This window comes from Tabrizicola sp. (assembly GCF_041919135.1).
Lineage (GTDB): Bacteria > Pseudomonadota > Alphaproteobacteria > Rhodobacterales > Rhodobacteraceae > Tabrizicola.
The window spans coordinates 95517-121878 of the sequence record NZ_JAYRUJ010000007.1 but is presented as its reverse complement, the minus strand read 5'-3'; the positions used below and the strand labels follow the sequence as shown (position 1 = coordinate 121878).

Genomic DNA, 26362 nt, shown 5'->3' with positions numbered 1-26362 from the left:
TGCGCTACAGCGCACCGGCCGTCCTCAGAAGCCGACGTCCGGCCCGCCCGAGCCCTGCCAGGGCTTCGCGAGGTTGCCGAAACGGGTGAAGCGGCCCTCGAACGACAGTTCCACCGTGCCGATCGGCCCGTGGCGCTGCTTGCCGATGATGACCTCGGCCTTGCCATGCACCGATTCCATCAGCGCCTGCCACTGCGCCATCTTTTCCAACTCGTGATCGCCGGGCTTCTCCCGCTCGCGGTAATATTCCTCGCGGAAGACGAACATCACCACGTCGGCGTCCTGCTCGATCGAGCCGGATTCCCGCAGGTCGCTGAGCTGCGGCCGCTTGTCGTCGCGGGACTCCACCGCGCGGCTCAGCTGCGACAGCGCAATGACCGGAATGTTCAGCTCCTTCGCGATCGCCTTCAGCCCTTGCGTGATCTCGCTGACCTCCTGCACCCGGTTGTCCTTGGACGAACCCTTCAGGAGCTGCAAATAGTCGATGATCAGCACATCCAGCCCATGCGTCCGCTTCAGCCGCCGTGCGCGCGCCGCCACCTGCGAAATCGGCAGGGCGGGGGTGTCGTCGATGTAGAGCGGGCAGGATTCCAGCGCCTTGGCCGCCTCGACGAAACGGCGGAATTCCTGTTCCGTCATGTCGCCGCGCCGGATCTGTTCCGAGGGCACCTCGGCCGCTTCCGACAGGATCCGCGCCGCCAGCTGCTCGGCGCTCATCTCCAGGCTGAAGAACCCGACCGCGCCGCCCTCGACCGCGCCTTCGGTCCCGTCGGGCAGACGGCCGCGCTTGTAGGCCTTGACGATGTTGAAGGCGATGTTGGTGGCCAGCGAGGTCTTGCCCATCGAGGGACGTCCCGCAAGGATCAGGAGGTCCGAGGGGTGCAGCCCCCCCAGCTTCTTGTCCATGTCCACAAGGCCGGTGGAAATCCCCGCCAGCCCGCCATCGCGCTGATAGGCGGCGTTCGCCACATTCACCGCGTCGGTTACGGCCTTGAGAAAGCTCTGGAATCCACGCTCGGCGACACCCTGTTCGCCCAGCTTGTACAGCCGCTGCTCGGCCTCGATGATCTGGTCCTTCGGCTCGGACGCCACCTCGACCTTCGCCGCCTGTGCCGCGATGTCGCGGCCAAGCTGGATCAGTTCCCGCCGCACCGCCAGGTCATAGACCATCTGCGCATAGTCCCGCGCCGCATAGGCCGAGATCGCCGCCCCGGCGAGGCGCACCAGATAGGCCGGCCCGCCCAGTTCCTTCAGCCCCGGATCATCCTCGAGAAACGCCTTCAGCGTGACGGGAGAGGCCAGCGCGTTCTTCTGGATCCGCGCGGCGGCGACCTCGAAGATGCGCTGGTGGACGGGATCGAAGAAATGCTCGGCCTTCACCAGCGACGAGATCCGGTCGAAGACCTCGTTGTTGGTCAGGATCGCGCCCAGCAACTGCTGTTCGGCCTCGATGTTGTGCGGCAGGACCTCGGCCTCGGACGCAGCCGGGGTTGCGGCCGGAACCATCGGCCCCGACCCCATCGGCCTCAGTGCGGTGATCTCGGTCATGTCTGCCCTAAGCCGTCTTGTCTGCTTTTTGGTGCCCACCGCCTAGCACGGCCTGCGGTGGAATTGGTTGGGGGAAAGCTGTGCATAAGCCGCTTATCCACAAGATTGAGCCTACCACATCTTGCCCCTCGGATGAAGCGTCAAGCTAGCCCTTGGAGCGGTGGCAGGCCTTGGTAGAGGCTTTGCGGCGCTGCGCGATGCGGCAAAGGGCGGGAATCAGCCCTTGCGGGCCTCCTGCCAGGCGCGGGGCGCCTTCAGGAAGCTCTCGACCTCGGCCAGCGTGCCCGCGTCGAACGACCCTTGTGCCCGCGCCTCGGCCAGCACGTCCCACCAGGTGCAGAGATGGTGCAGCTTCACCCCATGCGCCCCCAGCTTCGCCTCGGTGTCGGGGAAGATGCCGTAGTAGAAGATCACTGCCGTATGGCCGCAGCTGGCTCCGGTCTCGCGGATCGCATCGACGAAGCTCAGTTTCGAGCCGCCGTCGGTGGTCAGGTCCTCGACCAGCAGCACGCGCTGGCCCTCGCTCATCGCGCCCTCGATCCGGGCGTTGCGGCCATAGCCCTTCGGCTTCTTGCGCACATAGGTCATCGGCAGCACCAGCCGTTCGGCCACCAGCGCCGCGAAGGGAATGCCCGCCGTCTCGCCGCCCGCGATGTTGTCGAAAGCCTCGAACCCCGCCTCGCGCATCACGGTGACGGCGAGGAAATCCATCAGGGTGGAGCGGATGCGCGGGTAGCTGATCAGCTTGCGGCAGTCGATGTAGGTGGGCGAGGGCAGGCCCGAGGCCAGGGTGAACGGCGTCTCGGCGTTGAAATGCACCGCCTTGATCTCCAGCAGCGCGCGGGCGGTGAGACGGGCGATTTCCGCTTTCGGCGGGAAGGTCGAGGGGATCATGCGCGGGTCCTTTCGGCGGGGCTCGTCGTTCGACTTCGTCTCCTCCTCGCGACGGCGACGAGTGACGAAGTCATCGAGGAGCGGATCAGGGGAGAACGTGCCAATGCACCGGGAAGCCGGGGTCGAAGACGGTGACGGGGCCGGCGTCCGAGACGATCTTCGCCGGCCAGACACAGGGCTCGCCGCGCTTCTCCAGCGTGATCGTGCCAGCGTTCACCGGCAGGCGGTAGAAGGCCGGGCCGTTGCGCGAGGCAAAGCCCTCCAGCCGGTCCAGCGCGCCCTCCTCCTCGAAGACATGCGCCAGCAGGCTCAGCGTATTGGTCGCCGTGAAACAGCCCGCGCAGCCGCAGGCATGTTCCTTCAGCGCGTCGACATGCGGCGCCGAGTCGGTGCCGAGGAAATAGCGCGGGCTTCCCGAGGTCGCGGCCCTGCGCAGCGCCAGCCGGTGCTTCTCGCGCTTGGCGACGGGCAGGCAATAGTAATGCGGCCTGATCCCCCCCGCGAGGATATGGTTGCGGTTGATGATCAGGTGATGCGTGGTGATCGTCGCGGCCAGGTTGTCGCCGCCCTCGGCGGCATAGGCAGCGCCCTCTTCCGTCGTGATATGTTCCATCACCACCCGCAATTCCGGCAACCGGCGGCGCAGGGGATCCAGCACCGTGTCGATGAACACCGCCTCGCGGTCGAAGATGTCGACCTCCGCCGCCGTCACCTCGCCATGGGTGCACAGGGGCAGGCCGATCGCCGCCATCCGCTCCAGCACCGGCATGACCCGGTCCAGATCGCGCACGCCCGAGGCCGAATTCGTCGTCGCCCCCGCCGGATACAGCTTCACCGCCTTCACCAGCCCCGAGGCCGCCGCACGCTCCACATCCGCCGGGTCCGTCCCCTCGGTCAGGTAGAGCGTCATCAAGGGCTCGAACGCCGTCCCCTCGGGCAGCGCCGCCAGGATCCGCTCGCGGTAGGCCGCGGCATCGGCCAGCGTCACCACCGGCGGCACCAGGTTCGGCATGATGATCGCGCGGGCGAAATGGCGGGCGGTTTCCGGCAGCACGGCCTGCAGCATCGCGCCATCGCGCAGGTGCAGGTGCCAGTCGTCGGGGCGGGGCAGGGTGATCGCTTGCATGGGCCGCAGGTAACGCAAACCTGCCCCCGTTTCCAGTGGCATCGCGGTCCATCCTGCGCAAGGCCGCCGGCTGGCCGACCGCTACGGCGCGTGATCAGTCATAGCCCCCGGTCAGTTCGGCCAGGCGGCGGGCGTATCGCGGCGCGTTCAGCCGCGAGGTGACCGAGCGGCAGATCATGATCTCGCGCCGGCGCCGGCCCTGCAGCCGCGCCGCCGCCAGGATCGTGCGCAGGTAGCTGCCGTTCGACCGCCGCCCGCGCCAGAGCCACGAGAAATATTCGGCCGAGAACTTGCCCTCCATCGCTGCCTCCAGGATCCGGTCCAGGATGCGCATTTCCTTCAGCGTGTCCTCGGTCCCCTCGCCGGTATAGCGGGCGCGCAGCGGCGTGACCCAGGGGCGCTGGAACAGGGCCGCATGCATCGCATCGGGCCGGTGCAGCGGATCGTGGATCAGCCAGACCCGGGACGCGCTTTCCGTCATGTCCGGCGCATAGCCATAGCGGCTGCGGAAGTTCAGCCGCCGCGCGGTGCGGTGGCGCTCGTCCCAGCCGGCGAGCGCGGGGTCCAGCGTGGCGCGCGGCGCGACCAGCACCAGTTCGGCCCCCGGCGCCGTGATCGAATAGGCCGCCGCCGCATAGCCCGAAGGCCCCGCGCCGTAGAAGACCACCCGGTCGAAATCCTCAAGGAACCCGTCGTCGGCCAGCCGGTCGAAATAGCGGAACACCGCCGGATCGCGCCACCAGCTGTCGCCCTCCGACAGGATGGTCAGAAGCGACCAGCCGCGCGCCCGGGCCATCTGATAGAATTCGGGCAGGTTATCCGTGCGCTCGCGCAGGGCGGCGGCATCCTCGAAGGTCACCAGGAGAAGCGGCCGTTCTTCCGCGAAGAAGGCGTAATGCCGGTCGCCCAGCGGCAGAAAGTCGCCATCGCCCTCGGCAATCGAAAGCATGGCGCGCTGCCAGTCAGGAGGCGCGTTCGGATCGTGCATAGCTATCGGCCTTCAATCGACTGGGCAAAACTCGCACTCTTGCCCGGTCACAATGAGGCGAAAATCAAGCCACGACAAGGCGTTGCACCTGGGATTCCCCGCATGCCCGGCAACAAGCCGGACCGACTGTTTCCGCCGCGCCGGGTCCGGCAACCCCGGCGAATGGGTTAACGCACAAGGCTCAACCCTTGGTGGTTGCCCGCGCCCAGGGTTTCCAGACCGTCTCGGCCTCGGCCGGGGAAAGGATCCGGCTGGGCGGGGCCAGCAGGAGCCGGCCGTAAAGCGCGCGCCAGGGTTCCTCGGCCATCAGTGCGGCAAAGCGTGTCCGGCGCCAGGCGACGGCGGCCCGGTGCAGCGGCCCCAGGACCGGATCGCCATGCAGCTCCCCGCGCAGCGTCCCGCTCGCCAGCCCCGACACCGTCCGGTCCTCCACGGCCACGAAATTGCGCTCTACCCAGTAGTCCATCCCCAGCCGGTCGCCCCCATGCACCGCCCGGCCCCGGTCGCATTTCAGGACATAGCTCTCCACCGCGCCCAGGGGGTAGTGGTTCAGCTGCACCAGCCGGCCATGGTCCTGCCCCGGGGCCGAGAAGATCCGCGTCCCGTGATAGACCGCCGGCAACTCCCGCCCCGAGCCGTCGAACCAGCGCGGCCGGCGCGCGGGATCGGGCCGGCGCGGCCGGTGCACCCCCAGCCTGCCGTAGCTGCCGTCATTGCGATACAGCGTCTTGAACAGCTGCGCCCGCCAGGGCCAGTGCAGCACCGCCGGGGCCGCGCGGGTGAAGACCTCGGTCACCGGCCGGTCCTCGAACCCCACCACCCCGGCATTGCCGAAAAGCCGCCAGGTCAGCGGGATCGCCGTCGCCTCGGGCAGCGCGGTCAGCAGCGCCGGGATCGTCCGGTCGCCGACATGCACGTTGACGAACTCGTCCACGTCCAGCGGCAGCAGCCAGTCCGCCCCCGTCACCAGCGGATGCCGGTCCGCCCGTTTCAGCGCCGCCCATTGCGGCCCCTCGGGATGCGGCCCGGGATTCGGCAGATGCACCAGCCAGCCCATCGCGGCCAGCCGGTCCAGCATCGCGTCGGTGCCGTCCTGGCAGTCGTTGGAAAAGACCAGGAAATCGGTGATGCCGGCGGCCCGGTGATGCGCCAGCCATTCCAGCAGGAAGGCGCCCTCGTTCCGCACGGTCAGGACGGCCGTGATCCTCACCGCGCCCGCCCTTTCATCCTTGCCAAGATATCCCCGCCCCAGGCATCCGCCCTCTCCGCCCGTGCTGCGCCCCGCAGGACTAGCACGGGCGGCAAAGCCCGGCCAACCTCAGAAAAACGCCTGCAACCCGGTGATCGCGCGGCCCAGGATCAGCGCATGGACGTCATGCGTGCCCTCGTAGGTGTTCACCGTCTCCAGGTTCACCATATGCCGGATCACCTGGAAATCCTCGGAAATCCCGTTGCCGCCATGCATGTCGCGGGCCCAGCGGGCGGCTTCCAGCGCCTTGCCGCAGTTGTTGCGCTTGATGATCGAGATCATCTCCGGCGCCGCATTGGCCTCGTCCAGAAGCCGCCCGACCCGCAACGACGCCTGCAGGCCCAGCGAAATCTCGGTCAGCATGTTGGCCAGCTTCAGCTGGTAAAGCTGCGTCCCCGCGATCGGCTTGCCGAACTGCTTGCGGTCCAGCCCATATTGCCGCGCCGCGTGCAGGCAGAACTCGGCCGAGCCCATGACGCCCCAGCTGATGCCATAACGCGCCCGGTTCAGACAGCCGAACGGCCCCTTCAGCCCCTCGACATGCGGCAGAAGCGCGTCCTCGCCGACCTCCACGTCCTTCATCACGATCTCGCCGGTGATGGACGCGCGCAGGCTGAGCTTGCCGCCCACCTTCGGCGCCGACAGGCCCTTCATGCCCTTCTCCAGCACGAAGCCCTTGATCTTGCCGCCATGCGCCTCGGACTTGGCCCAGACCACGAAGACATCCGCGATCGGCGCGTTGGAGATCCACATCTTCGCGCCGTTCAGCACATAGCCGTTCGCCGTCTTCTTCGCCGTGGTCTTCATCCCCGCCGGGTCCGACCCCGCATCCGGCTCGGTCAGCCCGAAACAGCCGATGAACTCGCCCGAGGCCAGCTTCGGCAGATATTTCCGTCGCTGCGCCTCGGTGCCATAGGCATAGATCGGATACATCACCAGCGACGACTGCACCGACATCATGCTGCGATAGCCCGAATCGACCCGCTCGACCTCGCGCGCGACCAGGCCATAGGCCACATAAGAGGCGCCGAGCCCGCCGTATTCCTCGGGCACGGTCACGCCCAGCAGCCCCATTTCCCCCATCTCGCGGAAGATCGAGGGATCGGTCTCTTCCTCGCGATAGGCCGCCACCACGCGCGGCTGCAGCTTTTCCTGCGCATAGGCCCGCGCCGCGTCGCGCAGCATCCGCTCTTCCTCGGTCAGCTGGTCGTTCAGCCGGAAGGGATCCTCCCAGTCGAAGCGGCTCAGGTCCGGGGCGTCCTTGGCTTTCAGTTTCGGTGCGTCAAGCATGATCAGGCCTCCATTGTTGCCGGCATCCTTGCATGAAAGGCTGGCCTGTTCTATCGAAACCCCTGCACGGGTTCATGAGGGAAACTCATAATGCTCCCCCGCCGCTACCTGCCGCCGATCCCGGCCCTGATGGCGCTCGAGGCCGTGGACCGCCTCGGCACCGCCTCCGCCGCGGCCGAGGAACTCAGCCTGACCCAGGGCGCGATCAGCCGCGCCCTCCAGACCCTCGAGCAACAACTCGGCGTCCCCCTCCTGATCCGCGAGCGCCAGCGCCTGCGCCTGACGCCCGCAGGGCAGGACTATGTGGCCGAGGTCCGCAAGGCCCTCCACCTCCTCGCCTCCGCCTCGATCACCTTGCGCGCCAACCCGACCGGCGGCTCGCTCAACCTCGCGATCCTGCCCGCCTTCGGGATGCACTGGCTCGCCCCGCGCCTTGCCCGTTTCGCGCAAAGCCACCCCGAGGTCACCGTCAACCTCTCCACCCGGCTCCGCCCCTTCGATTTCGCCGGCACCGCCTTTGACGCCGCGATCCATTACGGCCGGCAGGACTGGCCCGGCGTCGACTACCTGAAGCTGATGGACGAAGAGGTCCTGGCCGTCGCCGCCCCCGGCTTGCCCCCGCTCGGCCGCGCCACCGACATCCTCGCCCAGCCGCTCCTGCAACTGGAAAGCCGCCCCGGCGACTGGGGCCGCTGGCTGGCGCACCACGGCGCCCCCGGCCAGCGCCCGCCCGGCATGATGTTCGACCAGTTCGCCACCCTGACCCAGGGCGCCATCCACGGCATGGGCCTGGCCCTCATTCCCACCTTCCTGATCCAGCGCGAACTTGCCGAGCACCGCCTGGTCCCGGCCTTCGGCCCCGCCGTGGCCGCGCTTGGCAGCTATTACCTCGTCTGGCCCCGCGCCACCCCCTCGCGCGCGCCGCTCCGCTCCTTCCGCGACTGGCTCGCCTGCGAAACGGCTTGACCGCCGCCCGCCGCCCGGACAACCTGCCCGAAAGGCAGGGGCAGCGATTGACCACCATTCCCAGCGACATCGACGGCGTGGAACAGCTCCTTGCGGGCCAGGGCTATGTCGCCTCCCGCGCGCTGGCCACCGTGGTCTTCCTCGCGCTGAAACTCGGCCGCCCGCTGTTTCTCGAGGGCGAGGCCGGCGTCGGCAAGACCGAGATCGCCAAGACCCTCGCCGCCGCGCTGAACCGCCGCCTGATCCGCCTGCAATGCTACGAGGGGCTGGACGCCGCCTCCGCCGTCGCCGAATGGAACTTCGCCGCCCAGATGATCGCCATCCGCACCGCCGAGACGCAGGGCGGGGCCGACCGCGACGCGCTCAAGACCGAGCTTTTCACCGAAGACTACCTGATCGAACGCCCGCTCCTCGCCGCCATGCGCCCGCAGCCCGGCGGCGCGCCCGTCCTCCTCATCGACGAGCTGGACCGCACCGACGAACCCTTCGAGGCCTTCCTTCTCGAGGCGCTCTCCGACTTCCAGGTCACCATCCCGGAACTCGGCACCATCCGCGCCCCCGAACCGCCCATCGTCATCCTCACCTCGAACCGCACCCGCGAGGTGCATGACGCGCTGAAGCGCCGCTGCCTCTACCACTGGGTCGACTACCCCGCCTTCGACCGCGAACTCGCGATCCTGCAGGCCCGCGTCCCCGAGGCCCGGGCCGCCCTGTCCCGCGAGGTGGTGGCCTTCGTCCAGCGCCTGCGCCACGAGGACCTGTTCAAGAAACCCGGCGTGGCCGAGGCGATCGACTGGGCGAAATGCCTCCTCGCCCTCGACGTCATCTCCCTCTCGCCCGAGGTCATCGCCGACACGCTTGGCGCGATCCTGAAATACCAGGACGACATCGCCAGGATCCAGGGCTCCGAAGCCAGGCGCCTCCTCGACGAGGTCAAACGCGAACTGACGCCCGCATGACGCATTTTCTGTCCCCAACCATCCCACCGGGGGGCCGGGGGGTGTGAAACCCCCGGGGCTTGTCGAAAGTGCCCAGCTACCCCGATCTCCCCCTTCCCGAAGACGGCAAGTTGGCCGAGAACCTCGCCCATTTCGCCCGCGCCCTGCGCAAGGCCGGCCTTCCCGTCGGCCCCGGCCGCACCCTCGACGCGATCCGCGCCGTCGAGGCCGCCGGCTTCGCCCGCAAGGACGATTTCTTCCACACCCTGCAGGCCGTCTTCGTCTCCCGCCCCGAGGAACGCGCCACCTTCGCCCAGGTCTTCCGCCTGTTCTGGCGCGACCCGCGCTACATGGAGCACATGATGTCGCTCATGCTGCCCCAGCTGCGCGGCGTGGCCGAGGAGCGCGCCGCCCAGGCGGCCGAGAAACGCGCCGCCGAGGCGCTGCTCGACGGCCAGCTCCCCCCGATGCCCGAGACCGGCGAGGCCCCGGAGCAGATCGAGATCGACGCCTCCGCCACCATGTCGGCCGAGGAGCGCCTGAAAACCCTCGACTTCGAGCAGATGTCCGCCGCCGAGATCGCCGAGGCGCGGCGGATGCTCGCCCGCCTCTCGCTGCCCGTCCGCCCCCTCGTCACCCGCCGCAGCCGCGCCACCCCGGCCGGCCGCCGGATCGACCCGCACCGCACCCTGCGCGAGGCCCTGCGCCGGGGCGGCGAGATCACCACCCTTGCCCGCAAGGCCCCCGTGACCCGCTGGCCAAACCTTATCGTGCTCTGCGACATCTCCGGCTCGATGTCCGACTACAGCCGCATGGTGCTGCACTTCGTCCACGCCGTCGCCAACCGCAAGGGCCAGGGCTGGGCCAGGGTCCACGCCTTCACCTTCGGCACAAGGCTGACCAACATCACCCGGCACCTGCGCGCCCGCGACGTGGACGCCGCCCTCCGCGCCGCCGGGGCCGAGGCGCAGGACTGGTCCGGCGGCACCCGCATCGGCCAGTCGCTTCATGCCTTCAACCGCGACTGGTCGCGCCGGGTGCTGGGGCAGGGGGCGGTCGTCCTGCTGATCACCGACGGGCTCGACCGCGACGATGCGGGGCTTCTGGCCCGGGAGATCGAGCGCCTCCACCTGTCCTGCCGCCGCCTGATCTGGCTCAACCCGCTTCTGCGCTGGACCGGCTTTGCGCCGAAGGCAGCCGGCATCCGCGCCATGCTGCCGCATGTCGACAGTTTCCGCGCCGGCCATTCCATCGCCTCGCTCGAGGCCCTGGGCCGGGCCGTCTCGGACCCCGGCGACAGCGGCGAGAAGGCCCGGCTTCTGGCGCTTCTTCGCGAATAGGCCAGCGTTTGCATGAAGTTATGGCTTGGCAAGGCGATGATATCGCATATCACGCCCCCGATGCCTTTGTTATGGGCATCCGTGCCGGGAACCAAGGGCGAATCGTCCGCGTTTTCCGCTCGACCATCAGGATAGGGACCTCTGGACCATGAGAAAGCTTCTGATCTCCACCACCGCGCTGTCGGTCGCGATCAGCCCCATGGGCACGCTGCCGACCTATGCGCAGGTGCTGAACGAGGACGGGTCCGTGACCGGGCCGGACGGAACGGTGCTCTGCACGCCGAGCGCCGACGCCGGTTGCGATTTCGATGCCATCGTGGCCAAGCTGCAGGCCGAGGCGGAAGCTGCCGCCCAGGCCGAGGCTGAAGCCGCCGCCGCCGCCGAAGCCGCCGCGGCCGAGGCCGCCGCTGCCGAAGCCGAGGCCCAGGCCGCCGCCCAGGCTCAGGCCGAGGCGGAAGCCGCCGCCGCCGCCGCTGCGGAAGCCGAAGCCAAGGCCGCCGCCGAGGCCGAGGCCCAGGCCGCCGCCGAGGCTGCTGCCCAGGCCCAGGCCGAAGCCGAGGCCGCCGCCCAGGCCCAGGCCGAGGCGGAAGCCGCCGCTACCGCCGAAGCCGAGGCCGCTGCCCAGGCCGAAGCCGAAGCCCAGGCCGCCGCAGACGCCGCCGCCGCCGAAGCCGCCGCCGCTGCCGAAGAACCCGCCGCAGTCGAAGAGCCTGCGCCCGAGGCGACCGTTACCGAGGAGCCCGCAGCCGAGGAACCGGCGGCCGATGAAGCCGTGACCGAGGAACCCGCCGCCGAGGAACCGGCGGCCGAGGAAGCGGTGACCGAAGAGCCCGCAGTCGAGGAACCTGCGGCAGAAGAAGCCGTGACCGAGGAGCCCGCAGCCGAGGAACCGGCGACCGACGAAGCCGTGACCGAGGAACCCGCAGCCGAGGAACCGGCAACCGATGAAGCGGTGACCGAGGAACCCGCCGCCGAGGAACCTGCGGCCGATGAAGCCGTGACCGAGGAGCCCGCAGCCGAGGAACCCGCCGCCGAAGCCGAAGCCGCCGCTTCCGCCGAGGCGAGTGTCGACCCCGCCACCGGCGAGGTGATCGACCCCGAGGCCGCCGCCCAGGCGCTTCAGGCCGCGGAAGCCGAACTCGCCATCACCGAATCGGGCGAGATCGTCGATCCCGCCGCCGGTCTTGCCGTCGCCGAACCGGCCCCGGCGGCCGAGGCCGAGCCGGTCGAGGCCCCCGTGGTCAGCGAGACCGAGGTCGAGACCCTGACCAAGCTCCTGACCGCCGATCCGACCGCGATCGACCCTGCGTCGCTGGAAGCCGCCGAAGTCCTCGCCTCCCGCCCCGAGGCCGAGGCGGGCCAGCCGGTCGAGATCGCCCCGGCCCCTGCCGATCTGGTGGCCTCGGTGGTCGAGGAAACCGTGACCAGGGAGAACACCCGCTCCTCGGCCGAGGAATTCGCCGCGGCGCCCGTCAGGCTCGCCGATGGCAAGAAGAGCGGCCTTTCGGACCTGGAAAAGGCCGGGCTTCTGGTTCTCGGCGCGCTCGCGGTGGGCGCGATCATCAAGAACAACCGGGAAGCCGCCGCCGGAACGCCCGTCTACTCGTCGATGGGGGATTCCCGCGTGGTGTCGAATACCGGCGACCGCGTGATCGTGCTGCAGCCCGACGGCACCTACCGGGTGCTGAAGGACGATGACACCATCATCCGCCAGCCCGGCTCGAACGTGCGGACCGAGACCTTCAAGGACGGCTCGACCCGCACCATCGTGCAGCGCGGCGACGGGACCCAGGTGGTCACGATCCGCGACGCGACCGGCCGCGTGCTGCGCCGCGCGACCTATGACGATCTTGGCCGCGAGATCGTGCTGATCGACGACCTCGAACCCGAGGAAGTGGTGGTGGTCCGCGACCTGCCGAAGCCGAAGAAGCGCATCGTCATCTCCTCCTCGGACAATGACGCCGCGCTGAAGCGCGAACTGGCGGCACTCGAGGCCGACCGGGCGGGCCGCAAGTTCTCGCTCCGCCAGATCCGCGAGATTCCCCAGGTCCGGGCGCTGGCGGCGGTGATCGACGTCGAGAACATCACCTTCGCCTCCGGCTCCGCCGCCATCGCCGCCGACGAGGCGCGCAACCTCACCGACCTCGGCCGGGTGATGCAGGAGCTTCTGGACGAGAACCCGCGCGAGGTCTTCCTGATCGAGGGCCATACCGACGCGACCGGCAAGGCGGCGATGAACCTGGCGCTCTCCGACCGCCGCGCCGAATCGGTGGCGCTGGCCCTGACCGAGTATTTCGACATCCCGCCGGAAAACATGGTCGTGCAGGGCTATGGCGAGACCGAGCTTCTGGTCGACACCCAGGCCAGCGAGCCCGCCAACCGCCGGGTCGAGGTGCGGGTGATCACCCCGCTGATGCGCACCGCCTCGGCCGAGTAAGACCCCTGGAAGGCCGCGGTTTCCCCGCGGCCTTCCGTTTTTCATGGCAAAGCGCCGCGCCGGGCGACATACTCGCGCCCATGACCCGCGCCGCCCATGACCAGATCCCCGAAACCGCGCTGCGCTGGCACCGCCAGGGCCTCGGCGCCGCCCTCGCCACCGTGGTCGAGACCTGGGGCTCCGCCCCGCGCCAGGCCGGCAGCCAGCTCGTCGTCTCCGGCACCGGCGAGATGCAGGGTTCCGTCTCCGGCGGCTGCGTCGAGGGCGCGGTCGTCACCGAGGCGCTCGATGCCCTCCGGGACCGCCGCGCGCGCCTCCTGACCTTCGGCGTCTCGGACGAGACCGCCTTCGCCGCCGGCCTCGCCTGCGGCGGCACCATCCGCATCCTGGTCGAACCCGTGGGCGAGGGGGCCGAGGCCCTGCCCGAAGCCACCCTCGCCACCCTGGTCGAGGCCCGCGCCGCGCCCCGCGCCCTCGCCCTCGTCACCCGGCCAGAGGGCTGGACCCGCCAGCTCCTCGCGCCGGGCGAGGATCCCGCCGCCGACGCCCGCTTCCGCTCCGACCGCTCCGGCACCGAGGAGGACGGCCGCTTCATCGCCATCCACAACCCGCCGCTGCGCCTGATCGTCGTCGGCGCGGTCCACATCGCCCAGCCGCTCCTCGCCATCGCCCGGACCTGCGGCTATGCACCCACGCTGATCGACCCCCGCGCCGCCTTCGGATCGCAGGCGCGTTTTCCCGGCGAAACCATCCTCGACGACTGGCCGGACGAGGCCATGGCCGCGCTGAAACCCGACGCCCGCACCGCCGTCGTCACGCTGACCCACGATCCCAAGCTCGACGATCCCGCGATCCGCGCCGCACTCGCCTCGCCCGCCTTCTACCTCGGCTGCCTCGGCTCGAAGAAGACCCATGCCAAGCGCCTCGACCGGCTGGCGGCCCTGGGCATCCCGCCCGGGGACATCGCCAGGATCCACGCCCCGGTCGGGCTGGACATCGGCGCGCGCAGCCCGGCCGAGATCGCGGTCAGCATCATGGCCCAGATCACCCAGGTCCTGCGGGCCTGAATGCGCTTCGGCCCGGTCCCCCTTGCCCTGGCCGAAGGCGCGATCCTCGCCCATTCCGTCGCCCTGCCGCAGGGCCGGCTGCGCAAGGGTTGCCATCTCGGCCCGAACGAACTCGCCGCGCTCGAGGCGGCCGGCCTGACCCGGGTCACCGTCGCCCGGCTTGATCCCGGCGACATGCATGAGGATGCCGCGGCGCTTGCCGTCGCGCGCGCGCTCGTCCCCGATCCCGACAAGGCCGGGCTGCGCCTGGCCCCGGTCGGCACCGGAAGGGTGAACCTGCACGCCGCCGCGCCCGGCATCGCCGAGGTGCTGGCCGACCGCGTGCAGGCGCTGAATGCGGTCGACCCGATGATCACCCTGGCCACCGTCGCCCCCTGGCAGCGCCTTGCCGAGGGCGAGATGGCCGCGACGGTGAAGATCATCGCCTATGCCGTTCCCTCGACCTCGGTGGCCAAGGCGGCCGAGGCCGGGGCGGGGGCCCTGCGCCTCTGCCCCGCGCGCCTCCGCACCGCCGTGCTGGTCGAGACGCAGCTTTCCCCCCGGACGCGCGAGCTTGGCATCCAGCCGATCGCCAACCGCCTTGCCGCGCTTGGCGTCGCGCTCTCCGCCCATCTGCGCTGCCCGCATGATACCCAGGCGCTGGCCGCCACGCTGACCGGCCTGCCGCCCGCCGATCTGGTCCTGATCCTCACCGCCTCGGCCACCTCCGACCCGCAGGACGTGGCCCCCGCCGCGGTCCGCGGGGCCGGGGGCTGCATCGAACGCTTCGGCATGCCGGTGGATCCCGGCAACCTGCTCTTCCTCGGCCGCCTGGGTGCCACGCCCGTCATCGGCCTGCCCGGCTGCGTGCGAAGCCCCGCCCTGAACGGCGCCGACTGGGTGCTGGAGCGGGTGATCTGCGGCATCCCGGTCACCGGCGCGGATATCGCGGCCATGGGGGTGGGCGGGCTTCTGAAGGAAATCCCCCAGCGCGGCCGGCTGCGCGAGGCGAAATGAAAACGGGGGCAGACTGCCCCCGCACTGGTCCAGGCTGAAATCGCAGGCCCTATTTCGGCGCGATCATCATCACCATCTGCCGGCCTTCCAGCTTGGGCATGGATTCAACCTTTCCGGCCTCGCCCACTTCGGCGGCGACCCGGTTCAACAGCTCCAGCCCCAGCTCCTGGTGCGCCATCTCGCGGCCGCGAAAGCGCAGGGTGACCTTCACCTTGTCGCCTTCGCCCAGGAACTTCATCACCGAACGCATCTTGACGTCATAGTCATGCGTATCGGTGCCCGGCCGGAACTTGATTTCCTTGATCTCGATGATCTTCTGCTTCTTGCGCGCCTCGGCCTCGCGCTTCTGGTTCTCGTATTTGAACTTGCCGAAATCCATGATCTTGCAGACCGGCGGCACGGCCGTGGGCGAGATCTCGACCAGGTCGAGGCCCGCGTCCTGAGCCATCTGCAAGGCGCGCGCGGGGGTGACCACCCCGACGTTTTCGCCATCCGCCCCGATCAGGCGGATCTCCGGAGCGCGGATACGGTCGTTGATACGGGGTCCGGTTTCGCGTTGCGGCGGGGCATTGTGCGGGCGGCGGGCTATGGCAGTTGTCCTTTGGTCATTGCGGTTCGGCGGCGGCAATCTAGTCCCCCTTGGGACAAGCCGCAACCCGGCAGCAGGGCCGCAGGGCCAGAAAAACAGCGAAAATCCGGGCTTGCGGCCCCTTGGCGCCTGCATGGGCTTTTCATTGCCGCGCCAAGCTGCCATATCACCAGCGTCCGGGCCCCAGTCCGGGACAAGGGAGTATTTGACATGAACAGAACTGTCATCATCGGCGCGATCGTCATCATTCTCGCCGGCCTGGGCTATTACCAGTTCAGCTACAAGCCGGCGCAACAGGCCGCGATGGAGCAGGAGGCCGCCGCCAAGGCCGCCGAAGCCGCCGCTGCCGAGGCTGCCGCCGCCGAAGCCGCCGCCGCCGAAGCCGCCGCCAAGGCCGAGGCTGACGCCGCTGCCGCCACCGAAGCCGCCGCCACCGCGACCGAGGCCGCGACGGATGCCGCGACCGAGGCCGTCGAAGGCGCGGCCGATGCCGTGACCGAAGGCACCGCCGCCGCCACCGAAGCCGCGACCGAGGCCGCGACCACCGCGACCGAGGCCGTGACCGAAGGTGCCGCCGCCGCCACCGACGCGGCTGCCGCTGCGCTGGACCCGGCGAACTTCAACGCCGATGCCGTGGTCACGCTGATCGACGGCTCGACCCTGGACGACGCCACCAAGACCACGCTGAAGACCGCCGTGGAAGCCGCCCGCGCCAACCCGGCGCTGGTCGCCGACACCGTGGCCCAGGTCAAGGCCGCTCTGGGCATGTAACCCTTCGGCCCCCGCCGAAGCCGAAGCCGAAGGCCGCAGGAGCGATCCTGCGGCCTTCTTCATTTTCGGGCGCTGCCGCAGGGAATGAGAAAGGCCGCGGGGATCGCCCTCGCGGCCTTTCTCATTCTGGTTGAGGTCATGTTGACGCGGCCTTGCAACCCATTGAAATCCCGTGGTGGCCCGGGCCTGTCTACTGTGGACGGATCAGATCCCGTCGCCGACGAAGGCCTTCTCGACCACATATTCCAGCGGCTCCGAATTCGCCCCTTCCCGCAGCCCGAACTTCTCCAGCACGGCCTTGACGTCGTGGTTGAAGGCAAGGCTCCCGCAGACCATCGCCCGGTCTTCCTCCGGGTCCATCGGGGACAGTCCCAGATCGGCGAAGACCTTTCCGCTGGTCAGGTTGTCGGTGATCCGCCCCATCCGGGCCGAGGCCTCTCGGGTGGTGGTGGGATAGTAAAGCAGCTTGTCCCCGACCATCTCGCCGATCAGTGGATCATCCTTCAGGCTCTCCACCAGTTGCCGGCCATATTCCAGCTCCGCCACCTCGCGGCAGGTGTGCATCATGATGACCTGATCATACTTGTCATAGGTCTCGGGGTCGCGCATCAGGCTGGCGAAGGGCGCGATCCCGGTCCCCGTCGCCAGGAACCAGATCCGGCTGCCGGGCAGAAGCGCGTCGTGGACCAGCGTCCCCACGGGTTTGGGGCGCAGGATGATCTCGTCCCCCGGCTGGATGTGCTGGAGCTTGGAGGTCAGCGGGCCGTCCGGCACCTTGATCGAATAGAACTCCAGCTCCTCGTCCCAGCTGGGCGAGGCGATGGAATAGGCCCGCAGCAGCGGCTTGCCGTTGTCGCCGAGAAGCCCGATCATCACGAACTCGCCCGACCGGAACCGCAAGGAGGCGGGGCGCGTCACGCGGAACGAGAACAGCCGGTCGGTCCAGTGCGTGACCTGGGTCACGGTCTGCGCGTCGGGCAGGTGGGGCTTGGTGCGGGCGACGTCCATCATCAGGGCCTCGGTCATTGTTTTGCCCTCCATAGGCGAGCGGGCGCGCCAAGGGAAGCCTTTCCCCTGCGGCCCGTTTGCGAAGCGGAAAGGGATCAGGCGCGCAGCCGGGCCTGATAATTATGCGCCTGCCAGTCGGCGCGGAACTGCCATTGCTCGGCCGGCTGGCGGGCGGCGATCTCGTCCGGGATCTCGGCCCCGTCGAAGCCCACCCGGCGCAGCATGGCATATTGGTCGGCGATCACCGGCCCCAGCGCCAGCAGCTGGCCCTTGTAGCCCAGCATCCGCAGCTTGCGGCCCAGGGTGAAGGCGCGGCCGTCGTTGAAGGCCGGGAAGGCGACGCGGATCAGGGTCAGCCGGTCCAGCCGCCCCTCCAGCACCGAGGGATCGTCGGTCTGCGCAAGGTCCACGGCCGTCGCCTCGGCGGTCAGCTCGGCCAGAGCCGGGATCCGGCGCTCGGGGGCGGGGGCGAAGCCCGCATCGGTCACGATGATACTCATGCCGCGTTCTCCTTCGGAGTGCGAACGGCCTTGCCGTCGATGAAATGGATGCCGCATTCGGTCTTGGCCTGGCCGCGCCAGCGCCCGGCGCGGGGGTCCTCGCCCGGCTTCACCGGGCTGGTGCAGGGCGCGCAGCCGATCGAAGGATAGCCCTTCGCCACCAGCGGGTGCCGGGGCAGGCGGTTTTCCACCATGTATTCCTCAAGGTCCTCGCGGCCCCAATGCGCCAGCGGGTTGACCTTGATCCGGAAGTCGCCCTCGTTCTCGAAGAAGTCGATGGTCCCCCGGTCGGCGTTCTGGAACCGCTTGCGGCCGGTGATCCAGCCGTCGAAGGGCGCCAGCGCGCGCTCCAGCGGCTCGACCTTGCGGACGTTGCAGCAGGCGTCGGTGTTGAACTGGTGCAGCGTGTTGTCCGGATCCTCGAAGGCCACGCGCGGCTGGGCGGCGCGGATGGTGCGCACGTCGCAGAGATGCAGCTTCTCGGCCAGCTCGCGTTGGTAGTCGAGCGTTTCCTGGAACAGCATCCGCGTGTCGATGAACAGGACCGGCGTCTCGGGCGCGATGACGCTGACCAGATGCAGAAGCACCACCGATTCCGCCCCGAAGGAGGAAACCAGCGCCACCTGGCCCAGGTCATGGTCCGCCAGCGCATGCTCCAGCACCGCCGTCGCCGAATGGTGCCGGTAGCGTGCGTTCAGCGCCGCGACCCGTCCGGCGACGGGGCCTTCGTGGCGCCCGTCACGCGGCATCTTGCGCGGCCTCGGAGGCGTAGAGGGCGGCCTTGAACGGCTCCATCCCGACCCGCTTGAAGGCCTGGAGGAAGGTCTCCGACGCCTCCTGCCGCAGGCCCAGATAGGCGCGCAGGATGCGCTCGATCGCGGGCACGATCTCGTCATAGGCAAAGCCGGGGCCGGTCTTCTCGCCGATCACCGCATCCTCGGTGCCGTCGCCGCCCAGGGTGATCTGGTAATTCTCCACCCCCGCGCGGTCGAGGCCGAGGATGCCGATATGGCCGACATGATGGTGGCCGCAGGCGTTGATGCAGCCCGAGATCTTGATCTTCAGCGGGCCGATCTCATGCTCCAGCTTCAACGCCTCGAAATGCGTCGCCAGTTCCTGCGCGACGGGGATCGAGCGGGCGGTGGCAAGGGCGCAATAATCCATGCCGGGGCAGGCGATGATGTCGGACAGCAGCCCGACGTTCGCGGTGCCGAGGCCCGCCTTGACCAGCGCCGCATGCAGCACCGGCAGGTCGGACTTGTGGACATGCGGCAGGATCACGTTCTGCTCGTGGCTGATGCGCAGGTCGCCATGGCCGTAGCGTTCCGCCAGATCGGCCAGAAGCCGCATCTGGTCGCTGGTCGCGTCGCCCGGCGTCTTGCCCGGCGCCTTCAGGCTGACGGTGACGATGGCATACTGGCCGTTGCGATGCGCGGTGAGGTTGGTGTCGGCCCAGGCGCGGAACACCGGGTCGGCCTTGTGGAAGGCGTCATAGGCCTCGACCGGCGCATCGCGGAAGGCGGGGGGCGCGAAGGCCGCGCGGATCTCGGCCAGAAGCGCCTGGTCGTTGCCGCCGAAGAGGGGGCGGAGCCGGGCGAACTCGGCCTCGACCAGGCGGGTGATCTCGTCCTTGCCGGTCTCGTGCAGGGTGATCTTGATCCGCGCCTTGAACTTGTTGTCGCGGCGGCCGAAGCTGTTGTAGACGCTGAGGACCGCCTCGACATAGGGCAGCAGGTCGGCTTCCGGCAGGAAGTCGCGCACCACCATCGCCACCATCGGCGTCCGGCCCAGGCCGCCGCCCACCAGCACCTGAAAGCCGGTCTCGCCGGCGGCATTGCGGACGATGCGCAACCCGATGTCATGCGCGGCGGTCACGGCGCGGTCGTTCGGCGCGCCGGTGATGGCGATCTTGAACTTGCGCGGCAGGAACTGGAATTCCGGGTGGTCGGTGGACCACTGGCGCAGCAGCTCGGCGTAGGGGCGGGGATCGGCGATCTCGTCCGCGGCGGCGCCGGCGAAATGGTCGGCGGTCACGTTGCGCACGCAATTGCCCGAGGTCTGGATCGCGTGCATCTCGACATCGGCCAGCGCGGCCAGGATCGCGGGCACCTCGGGCAGTTTCGGCCAGTTGAACTGGATGTTCTGCCGGGTGGTGAAATGGCCATAGCCCTTGTCCCAGGTGTCGGCGATGGTGGCGAGCTGCCGCATCTGGTGCGGGCTGATCGTGCCATAGGGGATCGCCACGCGCAGCATGTAGGCATGCAGCTGCAGGTAAAGCCCGTTCATCAGCCGCAGCGGGCGGAACTCGTCCTCGGTCAGGCTGCCGTCCAGCCGGCGTTCGATCTGGTTGGCGAACTGCGCGACGCGCGACCGCACGAAGGCTTCGTCGAAGTCGGAGTAGGAATACATGGCCGTCAGCTCGCGAGGTCGGCTTGCTTGCCGTGGTTGTAGTTCGAGGGGCCGCGGGTGCGGAATTCCTCGCGGAAATGGGTGGGCTCGGGGCCGCGCGGGCCGGGCCTGGCATCGGCCAGATAGGGGCCGACGATCACCAGCTTCTGCGCCGAGGCGTGCAGCAGGCGCAGTTGGGCATGGGCCTCGTCCTCGATCAGCTCGGCCTCGTGGTGAAACGCCGACCAGCGGTCGTCGGCGGTCAGATAGACCACGTCGCCCTCGCGCAGGCGGTTGGCGGTCACGATCTTCGGCGTGAAGCGGCGGCTCATGGTCGGGCCCTTCCGGTCAGGGGTGTCGGGATGGAATATAGGATATTTTCCCTTGTCATGGCCAGCGGCCCTTGCAGATAAGGATGATTGTTCCGATACTGCGACATGGCGGAACAGGGTTCCGGGAAACGCGGGAGGAAGCGAATGGCGGCCCAGCTGGACGATCTGGACCGGAAAATCCTGTCCGAACTGCAACAGGATGCCGAGCAGTCGCTGGACGAGATCGCGCGCAAGGTGGGCTCGTCCAAGACCCCGGTCTGGAACCGGATCCGCCGGATGCGCGAGCAGGGCGTGATCACCCGGACCACCGCGATCCTGGATGCCGAGGCCTTGGGGCTGGAGGCCTGTTTCTTCGTGCTGATCCGCACCTCCGAGCATGAGGCGGAGTGGCAGCGCAAGTTCCTCAAGGCGCTGAAAGAGCGGCCCGAGGTGCTGGAGGCGCATCGGCTGGCGGGCGACATCGACTATATCCTGAAGGTGCGGGTCAAGAACGCCCGGGCCTATGACACCTTCTATCAGGCGCTGATTTCCGAGGTGCGGATCTACAACGTGACCGCGCTGCTCAGCATGGAGGAGATCAAGTCGACCACCGTCCTGCCGCTGTGACCGGCGGCTTTCAGGCGGTGCGCTGACGCGCATATGTCTCGTCGTCGGGGCTTCCGGCGGGGATGCTTTCGGACAGCGGCGCGTCAGGTGGAGACGCGCAGTTCCTTGAGCCCGTGGAAGTGATAGACATCGGCATAGCGCGGCGGGGCGGCCAGCCGCAGCCGGGGCTGGCGCCGGAACAGGATCGGCAGCGCGATCTGCAACTCCAGCCGGGCCAGCGGCGCGCCGACGCAGAAATGCAGGCCCGCGCCGAAGGTGGCCAGCGGCTTCGGCGGGCGGGCGGGATTGAAGCGGGCCGGGGCCTCCCAGACGCCGGGATCGCGGTTGGCGGCGGCCAGCAACAGCCCCACCTTGTCGCCGCGCTGGAAGCGGTGGCCCATGACCTCCACCTCGTCATAGGCCCAGCGGGTGAACATGTGCAGCGCCGGGTCGAAGCGCAGGATCTCCTCGACCGTCGCCTCGATGTTGTCGGGGTCCAGCGCCCCGGGGGGCGGTCCGCTTTCCAGCAGCGCCTTCACCCCGTTGCCGATCGTGTGCACCGTCGCCTCATGGCCTGCGTTCAGCAGCAGGATGCAGGTCGAGATCAGCTCGTCGCCCGACAGCTTCTCGCCCTCGCTCTCGGCGGCGATCAGATGGGTGATCAGGTCATCGGCGGGCCGGGCGCGGCGCTCCTCGACATAGGCGCGCAGGAAGGCCACGAAAGCCCCGGTCGCGGCCACCGCCTTGTCCTCCATCGCGCGGCTGCGGCCGGCCATGTACATGCCGACCATCGCGTTCGACCAGTGCAGCAGCTCCGGCGCCATCGCCTCGGGCACGCCCAGCAGGCGGGCGATGATGCGGACGGGCAGGGGCTGGGCGAAGGCGGCCAGCAGGTCGACCTCGCCCTCCGGCATGGCCTCGGCCAGTTCGGTCGCCAGCGCGGCGATGTCGGGGGCAAGGCCCGCGATCCGGCGCGAGGTGAAGGCGCGCAGCACCAGGTTGCGCAGGCGGGTGTGGCGCGGCGGCTCCAGCTCCAGCATGGAATGGGCCTCGACCGCGTAGAAGAGGGCGAGATGCGGCGGGATGGCCGGGGGCGAGACCGGCTCGCGTCCGAAGCGGCGGTCGCGGAAGATCGCGTTCACGGCGGCTGCGTTGCCGGTGCAGGTCAGGTCGTAGTCCTGCCAGTGGAAGAAGGGGCCGAGCGCCCGGGCGCGTTCGTAGAACGGGTAGGGATCCTGGACAAAGCCGGGATCCTTGGGCGACTGCGCCAGGCTTTGCATCAGCGGCTCTCCCGGATGAGCAGACCCTGGGCGATCAGCGCGCCAAGGACGACGATGGCGGCGCCCAGGGTCTGCCACCAGTTCCAGGCCCCCCCAAGCAGGAAGACGATGACCATGGTGTAGAAGGGCGTGGCATTGCTGTGCATCGAGGCCGCGCCGATGCCCAGGCGTCCGACCACGATGATCCAGAGCAGCTGGCTGATCGCCAGCGAGCCGATGCCGAAGACCGCCAGCCCCGCGAATTCGGCCGGGCCGATGGCCTGCCAGTCCGGCCATTGGCCGCGGATCAACCCGTCGCCCACCGCCGCCACCAGCGCGACGGCGGCGCAGCCCGCGATGGTCACGCTGCTGCGGCCCAGCGGCGTGAGGCCGGGCAGGGCGCGCACCGTCTCGCGCGAGCCCCAGGTGTAGCACAGGGTCGAGGCGAGGGCGGCGAGGATGCCGACCCCGAAATCCACCCGTCCCCCCGCCCCGCTGACGGCGATCAGGCCGCCGCCGACCGAAAGGACCAGCCCCACCGCCAGCGACCGGGTAAAGGGGCGCTTGTCGGCGATGCATTCCAGCAGGATGCCGATCACCGGCATCACCGCGGTGACGATCGCCACGGTCACCGCGTCGTTGTAGCGCAGCGCGATGACGATGAAGAACGAGGCAAGGCCCAGGGTGACAAAGCCGATCCAGGCCCCGGCCAGCCAGTTCGCCCGCAGGACGGCGCGGCGGCCCTCGACCAGCCACCACAGCGGCAAAAGGACCAGCGCCGCCAGCGTCGCCCGCCCGGCGGTCAGCGCGACCGGCGGCATGTGCGGCAGGATCAGGTCGGCGGCGGGCAGGCCGGCGGCCCAGACCACCATCGAGGCCAGGCAGATCAGGTTCGCCAGCAGAAGCGGCCGTTGGGTGGTCGGGGAAATCGCGGTCATCGGGTCACGCTAGGGGGCCGGGGGCGGTGGGGCTCGTCCATCCGCGACCCTTCCTGTCGTCAGGCGTCGGCGAGCGCGGCCACGATCGCGGCGAAATCGGCGGCCTTCAGGCTGGCGCCCCCGACCAGCGCGCCGTCGACATCGGGAACGGCAAAGATCCCGGCCGCGTTCGAGGGCTTGACCGAGCCGCCGTAGAGCAGGCGCAGGTCTTCGGCCCCGGCCCCGATCAGCCCGCGCAACCGGCTGCGCAGGAAGGCGTGGACCTCGGCGATCTCGGCCAGGGTCGGGGTGCGGCCGGTGCCGATGGCCCAGACCGGCTCATAGGCGACGACCAGGGTGGCCGCATCCGCGGTGGGGGGGATCGAGCCGTCAAGCTGGCCGCCGATCACGGCCAGCGTCCGGCCCGCGTCGCGCTCGGCCCCGGTCTCGCCGATGCAGACGACGGCGACAAGGCCCGCGCCGATCGCGGCCTCGGCCTTGGCGCGCACCTGGGCGTCGGTCTCGCCATGGTCGGCGCGGCGCTCGGAATGGCCAAGGATGACATGGCTGGCGCCCGCGTCCCGCAGCATCGCGGCCGAGATGTCGCCGGTATGCGCGCCCGAGGCATTGGCGTGGCAATCCTGGCCGCCGATCCTCAGCGCCGAGCCGCGCGCGACCTCGGCCATGCGGGCGATCAGCGTGGCGGGCGGACAGAGGAGCATGTCGCAGCCGGGCTCGGGCCGGGCGGCGATCAGCGCGCGCACCTCGGCCAGGTCGGCCCCGGTGCCGTTCATCTTCCAGTTTCCGGCGGCGAGCTTCTTCATCGGCGCGGGTCTCCCTGCTGTCTGCACCGGACTAGCCGGTCGGGCCGGAAAGGGAAAGGGACGCGCTCACCCCTCGTCGCGGAACTTGATCGACTCGCCGCAGCCGCAGGCCTCGACCACATTGGGGTTGCGGAACCTGAAGCCGCTCTCGATCAGGCCGGTCTCATAATCCAGTTCGGTGCCGATCAGGAACATCTGCGCCATCGGCGCGATCATCACCCGCGCACCGTCCTGCTCCACCACCTCGTCCAGCGGGTTCACCTCCGAAACGTAGTCCATGGTATATTCCATGCCCGCGCAGCCGCCCTTCTTGACGCCGATGCGCAGGCCGGAGGACCCCTGGCGCGACATCAGCCGCGCGATCTGGCGGCTGGCGGCGGGGGTCATGGTCACGGCGGCCTTGCCTGGAATGCCGAACATGGGATGCTCCTTTTCCCCCAATCTAGGGCGAGACCGGAAGGATTCCAAGCGGGGGCAGGGCAGTCAGCGCGGCGACGGTGGCATAGGCCGCGACCAGCGCCCAGCCGAACGAGGCCAGCGTGCCGATGATCACATATTCCGACAGCGCCCGGTCGTCCTTGACCGCGCCGAAACGCAGGATCGACTTCGCCGCGATCAGCAGGCCCACGCCTTCGGGCTGGCCGAGCAGGACCAGCGCGAAGATCAGCCCGCGCTCCAGCAGGCCGATCACCCGCCCCGCGCCGGGCAGGCTTTCGGCCGTCACCTCGGGCAAAAGCCGGGCGGCAAAGGGCGCCATCAGGAAACCCACCGCAAAGCCCCCCGCGCGGGTGGCGACGACGGCCCCCGCGACCAGGATCATCAGCCCCGGCAGCGGGGCGAGTCCGGCCCAGAGACCGCTCTCCCACAGCGCCGGCTGCCAGTGGGCAAGGGCAAGAAGGGTCGCCAGATGCGCCGCCTGGTCCAGAAGAAAGGGGTGCAGCCCGCCGCGCGTCCGCGCCTTGAGGGCGTCGATGGCGACATGCAGCGCGGCAAGCCACAGCAGGCTCCAGTCCAGGCAGCCCGTCGCGGCGATGGCCGTGGCCAGCACCACCGCGCCATGCGCGGCAAGCCCCTGCCACCGGCGCTTTCTCGCGACCATCCAGCCGGTCTGGAACACGAAATCGGCAAGGACATGCGCCAGGATCAGGGCGGCGAGGGTTTCAGGCATCGGCGGCCTCGGGGGTGAAGCTGGTCCGGAAGGCCTGGATCATCTCCTCCAGCAGCGGGTAGTCGGCGGCGCGCAGCCGGGCGTCCACCGCCTGCCGCGTGATGCCGAGCTTTCCGGCGATCGTCTCGTTCGACCGGCGGTCGTCGGCCGGGCTGCCGGGATCCAGCTTCAGCGCCATCGCCTCGGCCTGGCCCGTGGTCCAGCGTCCCGCAAGGCCGGAGGCGACGGTGAAGGCGAGTTTCTGGAACAGGTCGATCCCGCCGCCGCCGGGCCGTTCCCCGTCCAGCGCCAGCAGGCGGTCGGGCTTCATCCGGTCCAGCGCCCGGCCCGAGGCGGTGAAGGCGGGGCCCATGGCGGTGGAGAGGTCGGTCGCCCCGGTCGCCCCGGTCGCCCCGGTCGGATATTCCGCGCCGATGCCCACCGCGATCCGGCAGCCGGGCAGTTCCGGCGCGCCGCGCAGCCGGGCCAGGATGAGCAGGCAGGCCCAAAGGCAGTCGCCGGGCCGGACCAGGCGGATCTGCCAGCCATCGCCGCGAAAGCGGGTGAAATCGCTGCGCGGACCCAGGGCGGCGGCGCAGTCGCGGATGATCCGCATCGCCTGGTCGACCGCCTGCGGCGAGGCTTCGGTCGAGCGGATCAGGTCCCCGGTAAGGATGGCGACAATCCTGGTCATCCGCAAAGTATCCGGTTTGCGAATATCGGATGCAAGGGAAATGTTTTGCCTGTCAGGGATGCAATGCAATCACTTTGCAATGACCCAAGGCAAAGCCCTACATGAACCCCAGTTCAAGCCGCGCCTCGTCGGACATCATGTCCATGCCCCAGGGCGGATCGAAGGTCATGTGGACATCGACCTGCTTCACGCCGGGCAGGGGTTCCACCGCATTGGCGACCCAGCCCGGCATCTCGCCCGCCACCGGACAGCCGGGGGCGGTGAGGGTCATGATGATGTCGACCTCGTTCTCGGGGCCGATCTCGATCGTGTAGACCAGGCCGAGGTCGTAGATGTTCACCGGGATCTCGGGGTCGAACACCGTGCGGCAGGCCTCGACGATCTCCGGATACAGCGGATGGTCGGTGCTGGAGGGCTTGATCAGCGGAGCGCCCTCGATCTGGTCCTGCATGGCTATGGTCCCGGTCTGGTTGTTGACCGATTATATAGGGAATACGCGGACCAAGGTC

27 protein-coding genes are annotated in these 26362 nt (G+C 69.4%); 8 read left to right on the top strand and 19 right to left on the bottom strand.

Translation table 11 applies throughout. The features are described 5' to 3' along the window. Window positions 1–24: 24 nt before the first annotated feature. From ACE3UA_RS07595 to ACE3UA_RS07570, 6 genes are all read right to left on the bottom strand, one after another. Window positions 25–1548 carry a replicative DNA helicase gene (locus ACE3UA_RS07595; protein ID WP_374643813.1) on the bottom strand — a complete coding sequence of 508 codons (1524 nt, stop codon included), beginning with the start codon at window positions 1546–1548 and terminating at the stop codon, window positions 25–27. A gap of 216 nt (window positions 1549–1764) precedes the next feature. Beyond that, window positions 1765–2442, bottom strand: coding sequence for an orotate phosphoribosyltransferase (locus ACE3UA_RS07590; protein WP_374643812.1), 678 nt, complete (start codon window positions 2440–2442; stop codon window positions 1765–1767). A gap of 85 nt (window positions 2443–2527) precedes the next feature. Further along, complete coding sequence (gene pyrC / locus ACE3UA_RS07585; RefSeq protein WP_374643864.1) at window positions 2528–3568, bottom strand: dihydroorotase; 1041 nt, start codon at window positions 3566–3568, stop codon at window positions 2528–2530. A 94-nt stretch (window positions 3569–3662) separates the two neighbouring features. Next, window positions 3663–4556, bottom strand: a complete 894-nt coding sequence (locus ACE3UA_RS07580; RefSeq protein ID WP_374643811.1) for a phosphoadenosine phosphosulfate reductase — start codon at window positions 4554–4556, stop codon at window positions 3663–3665. Window positions 4557–4737: 181 nt separating this feature from the next. Next, a complete protein-coding gene (locus tag ACE3UA_RS07575) occupies window positions 4738–5766 on the bottom strand; it encodes a glycosyltransferase family 2 protein (protein WP_374643810.1) in 1029 nt (342 codons plus the stop codon). A gap of 108 nt (window positions 5767–5874) precedes the next feature. Then, on the bottom strand, window positions 5875–7095 hold the full coding sequence (locus tag ACE3UA_RS07570) for an acyl-CoA dehydrogenase (RefSeq protein ID WP_374643809.1): 1221 nt from the start codon (window positions 7093–7095) through the stop codon (window positions 5875–5877). 90 nt (window positions 7096–7185) lie between these two features. On the opposite strand from ACE3UA_RS07570, the gene ACE3UA_RS07565 reads away from it, so the two are divergent. The 6 genes from ACE3UA_RS07565 (at window position 7186) to ACE3UA_RS07540 (ending at window position 14839) form a co-directional block, all read left to right on the top strand. Further along, window positions 7186–8061: a LysR substrate-binding domain-containing protein gene (locus ACE3UA_RS07565; RefSeq protein WP_374643808.1), complete on the top strand. Its 876-nt coding sequence runs from the start codon at window positions 7186–7188 to the stop codon at window positions 8059–8061. A gap of 47 nt (window positions 8062–8108) precedes the next feature. Beyond that, window positions 8109–9020 (top strand): AAA family ATPase, encoded by a 912-nt coding sequence (locus tag ACE3UA_RS07560; protein WP_374643807.1) that lies wholly within the window; start codon window positions 8109–8111, stop codon window positions 9018–9020. Window positions 9021–9088: 68 nt separating this feature from the next. Beyond that, window positions 9089–10339, top strand: a complete 1251-nt coding sequence (locus tag ACE3UA_RS07555; RefSeq protein WP_374643806.1) for a VWA domain-containing protein — start codon at window positions 9089–9091, stop codon at window positions 10337–10339. Window positions 10340–10487: 148 nt separating this feature from the next. Continuing rightward, a complete protein-coding gene (locus tag ACE3UA_RS07550; protein WP_374643805.1) occupies window positions 10488–12776 on the top strand; it encodes an OmpA family protein in 2289 nt (762 codons plus the stop codon). Between the two features lie 80 nt (window positions 12777–12856). Beyond that, window positions 12857–13843 (top strand): XdhC family protein, encoded by a 987-nt coding sequence (locus ACE3UA_RS07545; RefSeq protein WP_374643804.1) that lies wholly within the window; start codon window positions 12857–12859, stop codon window positions 13841–13843. Continuing rightward, window positions 13844–14839 (top strand): molybdopterin-binding protein, encoded by a 996-nt coding sequence (locus ACE3UA_RS07540; protein ID WP_374643803.1) that lies wholly within the window; start codon window positions 13844–13846, stop codon window positions 14837–14839. A 49-nt stretch (window positions 14840–14888) separates the two neighbouring features. Here ACE3UA_RS07540 and infC read toward each other — a convergent pair whose 3' ends face one another. Continuing rightward, a complete protein-coding gene (gene infC / locus ACE3UA_RS07535) occupies window positions 14889–15428 on the bottom strand; it encodes a translation initiation factor IF-3 (RefSeq protein ID WP_354001316.1) in 540 nt (179 codons plus the stop codon). Between the two features lie 210 nt (window positions 15429–15638). On the opposite strand from infC, the gene ACE3UA_RS07530 reads away from it, so the two are divergent. Next, on the top strand, window positions 15639–16199 hold the full coding sequence (locus ACE3UA_RS07530) for a hypothetical protein (protein ID WP_374643802.1): 561 nt from the start codon (window positions 15639–15641) through the stop codon (window positions 16197–16199). Between the two features lie 204 nt (window positions 16200–16403). Here the strand turns inward: ACE3UA_RS07530 and ACE3UA_RS07525 are convergent, their stop codons facing one another. The 5 genes from ACE3UA_RS07525 to ACE3UA_RS07505 all read right to left on the bottom strand — a co-directional run bounded on the left by ACE3UA_RS07525 (window position 16404) and on the right by ACE3UA_RS07505 (window position 20427). Then, on the bottom strand, window positions 16404–17225 hold the full coding sequence (locus tag ACE3UA_RS07525) for a ferredoxin--NADP reductase (protein WP_374643801.1): 822 nt from the start codon (window positions 17223–17225) through the stop codon (window positions 16404–16406). A 77-nt stretch (window positions 17226–17302) separates the two neighbouring features. Continuing rightward, a complete protein-coding gene (locus tag ACE3UA_RS07520) occupies window positions 17303–17707 on the bottom strand; it encodes a DUF934 domain-containing protein (protein ID WP_374643800.1) in 405 nt (134 codons plus the stop codon). Continuing rightward, complete coding sequence (locus ACE3UA_RS07515; protein ID WP_374643799.1) at window positions 17704–18456, bottom strand: phosphoadenylyl-sulfate reductase; 753 nt, start codon at window positions 18454–18456, stop codon at window positions 17704–17706. Before ACE3UA_RS07515 ends, ACE3UA_RS07520 begins: the two co-directional genes overlap by 4 nt. Further along, a complete protein-coding gene (locus ACE3UA_RS07510; RefSeq protein WP_374643798.1) occupies window positions 18446–20116 on the bottom strand; it encodes a nitrite/sulfite reductase in 1671 nt (556 codons plus the stop codon). Before ACE3UA_RS07510 ends, ACE3UA_RS07515 begins: the two co-directional genes overlap by 11 nt. A 5-nt stretch (window positions 20117–20121) precedes the next feature. After that, on the bottom strand, window positions 20122–20427 hold the full coding sequence (locus ACE3UA_RS07505) for a DUF2849 domain-containing protein (protein ID WP_374643797.1): 306 nt from the start codon (window positions 20425–20427) through the stop codon (window positions 20122–20124). A gap of 144 nt (window positions 20428–20571) precedes the next feature. Between ACE3UA_RS07505 and ACE3UA_RS07500 the strand changes: the two genes are divergently transcribed. Beyond that, complete coding sequence (locus tag ACE3UA_RS07500; RefSeq protein ID WP_197642985.1) at window positions 20572–21033, top strand: Lrp/AsnC family transcriptional regulator; 462 nt, start codon at window positions 20572–20574, stop codon at window positions 21031–21033. 83 nt (window positions 21034–21116) lie between these two features. On the opposite strand, the gene ACE3UA_RS07495 is transcribed toward ACE3UA_RS07500, so the two are convergent. From ACE3UA_RS07495 to ACE3UA_RS07465, 7 genes are all read right to left on the bottom strand, one after another. Continuing rightward, entirely contained in the window at window positions 21117–22292 is a 1176-nt protein-coding gene (locus ACE3UA_RS07495; RefSeq protein ID WP_374643796.1) for a cytochrome P450, read from the bottom strand. Further along, on the bottom strand, window positions 22292–23209 hold the full coding sequence (locus ACE3UA_RS07490; protein WP_374643795.1) for a DMT family transporter: 918 nt from the start codon (window positions 23207–23209) through the stop codon (window positions 22292–22294). The genes ACE3UA_RS07495 and ACE3UA_RS07490 overlap by 1 nt, the downstream gene beginning before the upstream one ends. A gap of 59 nt (window positions 23210–23268) precedes the next feature. Further along, window positions 23269–24012 carry a triose-phosphate isomerase gene (gene tpiA, locus ACE3UA_RS07485; protein ID WP_374643794.1) on the bottom strand — a complete coding sequence of 248 codons (744 nt, stop codon included), beginning with the start codon at window positions 24010–24012 and terminating at the stop codon, window positions 23269–23271. Window positions 24013–24078: 66 nt separating this feature from the next. Next, a complete protein-coding gene (locus ACE3UA_RS07480) occupies window positions 24079–24432 on the bottom strand; it encodes a HesB/IscA family protein (protein ID WP_374643793.1) in 354 nt (117 codons plus the stop codon). 22 nt (window positions 24433–24454) lie between these two features. Continuing rightward, entirely contained in the window at window positions 24455–25180 is a 726-nt protein-coding gene (locus ACE3UA_RS07475) for a DUF3307 domain-containing protein (RefSeq protein WP_374643792.1), read from the bottom strand. Beyond that, window positions 25173–25853, bottom strand: coding sequence for a hypothetical protein (locus tag ACE3UA_RS07470; protein ID WP_374643791.1), 681 nt, complete (start codon window positions 25851–25853; stop codon window positions 25173–25175). Before ACE3UA_RS07470 ends, ACE3UA_RS07475 begins: the two co-directional genes overlap by 8 nt. 97 nt (window positions 25854–25950) lie before the next feature. Further along, window positions 25951–26304 (bottom strand): SUF system Fe-S cluster assembly protein, encoded by a 354-nt coding sequence (locus ACE3UA_RS07465; protein WP_197642977.1) that lies wholly within the window; start codon window positions 26302–26304, stop codon window positions 25951–25953. Window positions 26305–26362 lie beyond the last annotated feature (58 nt).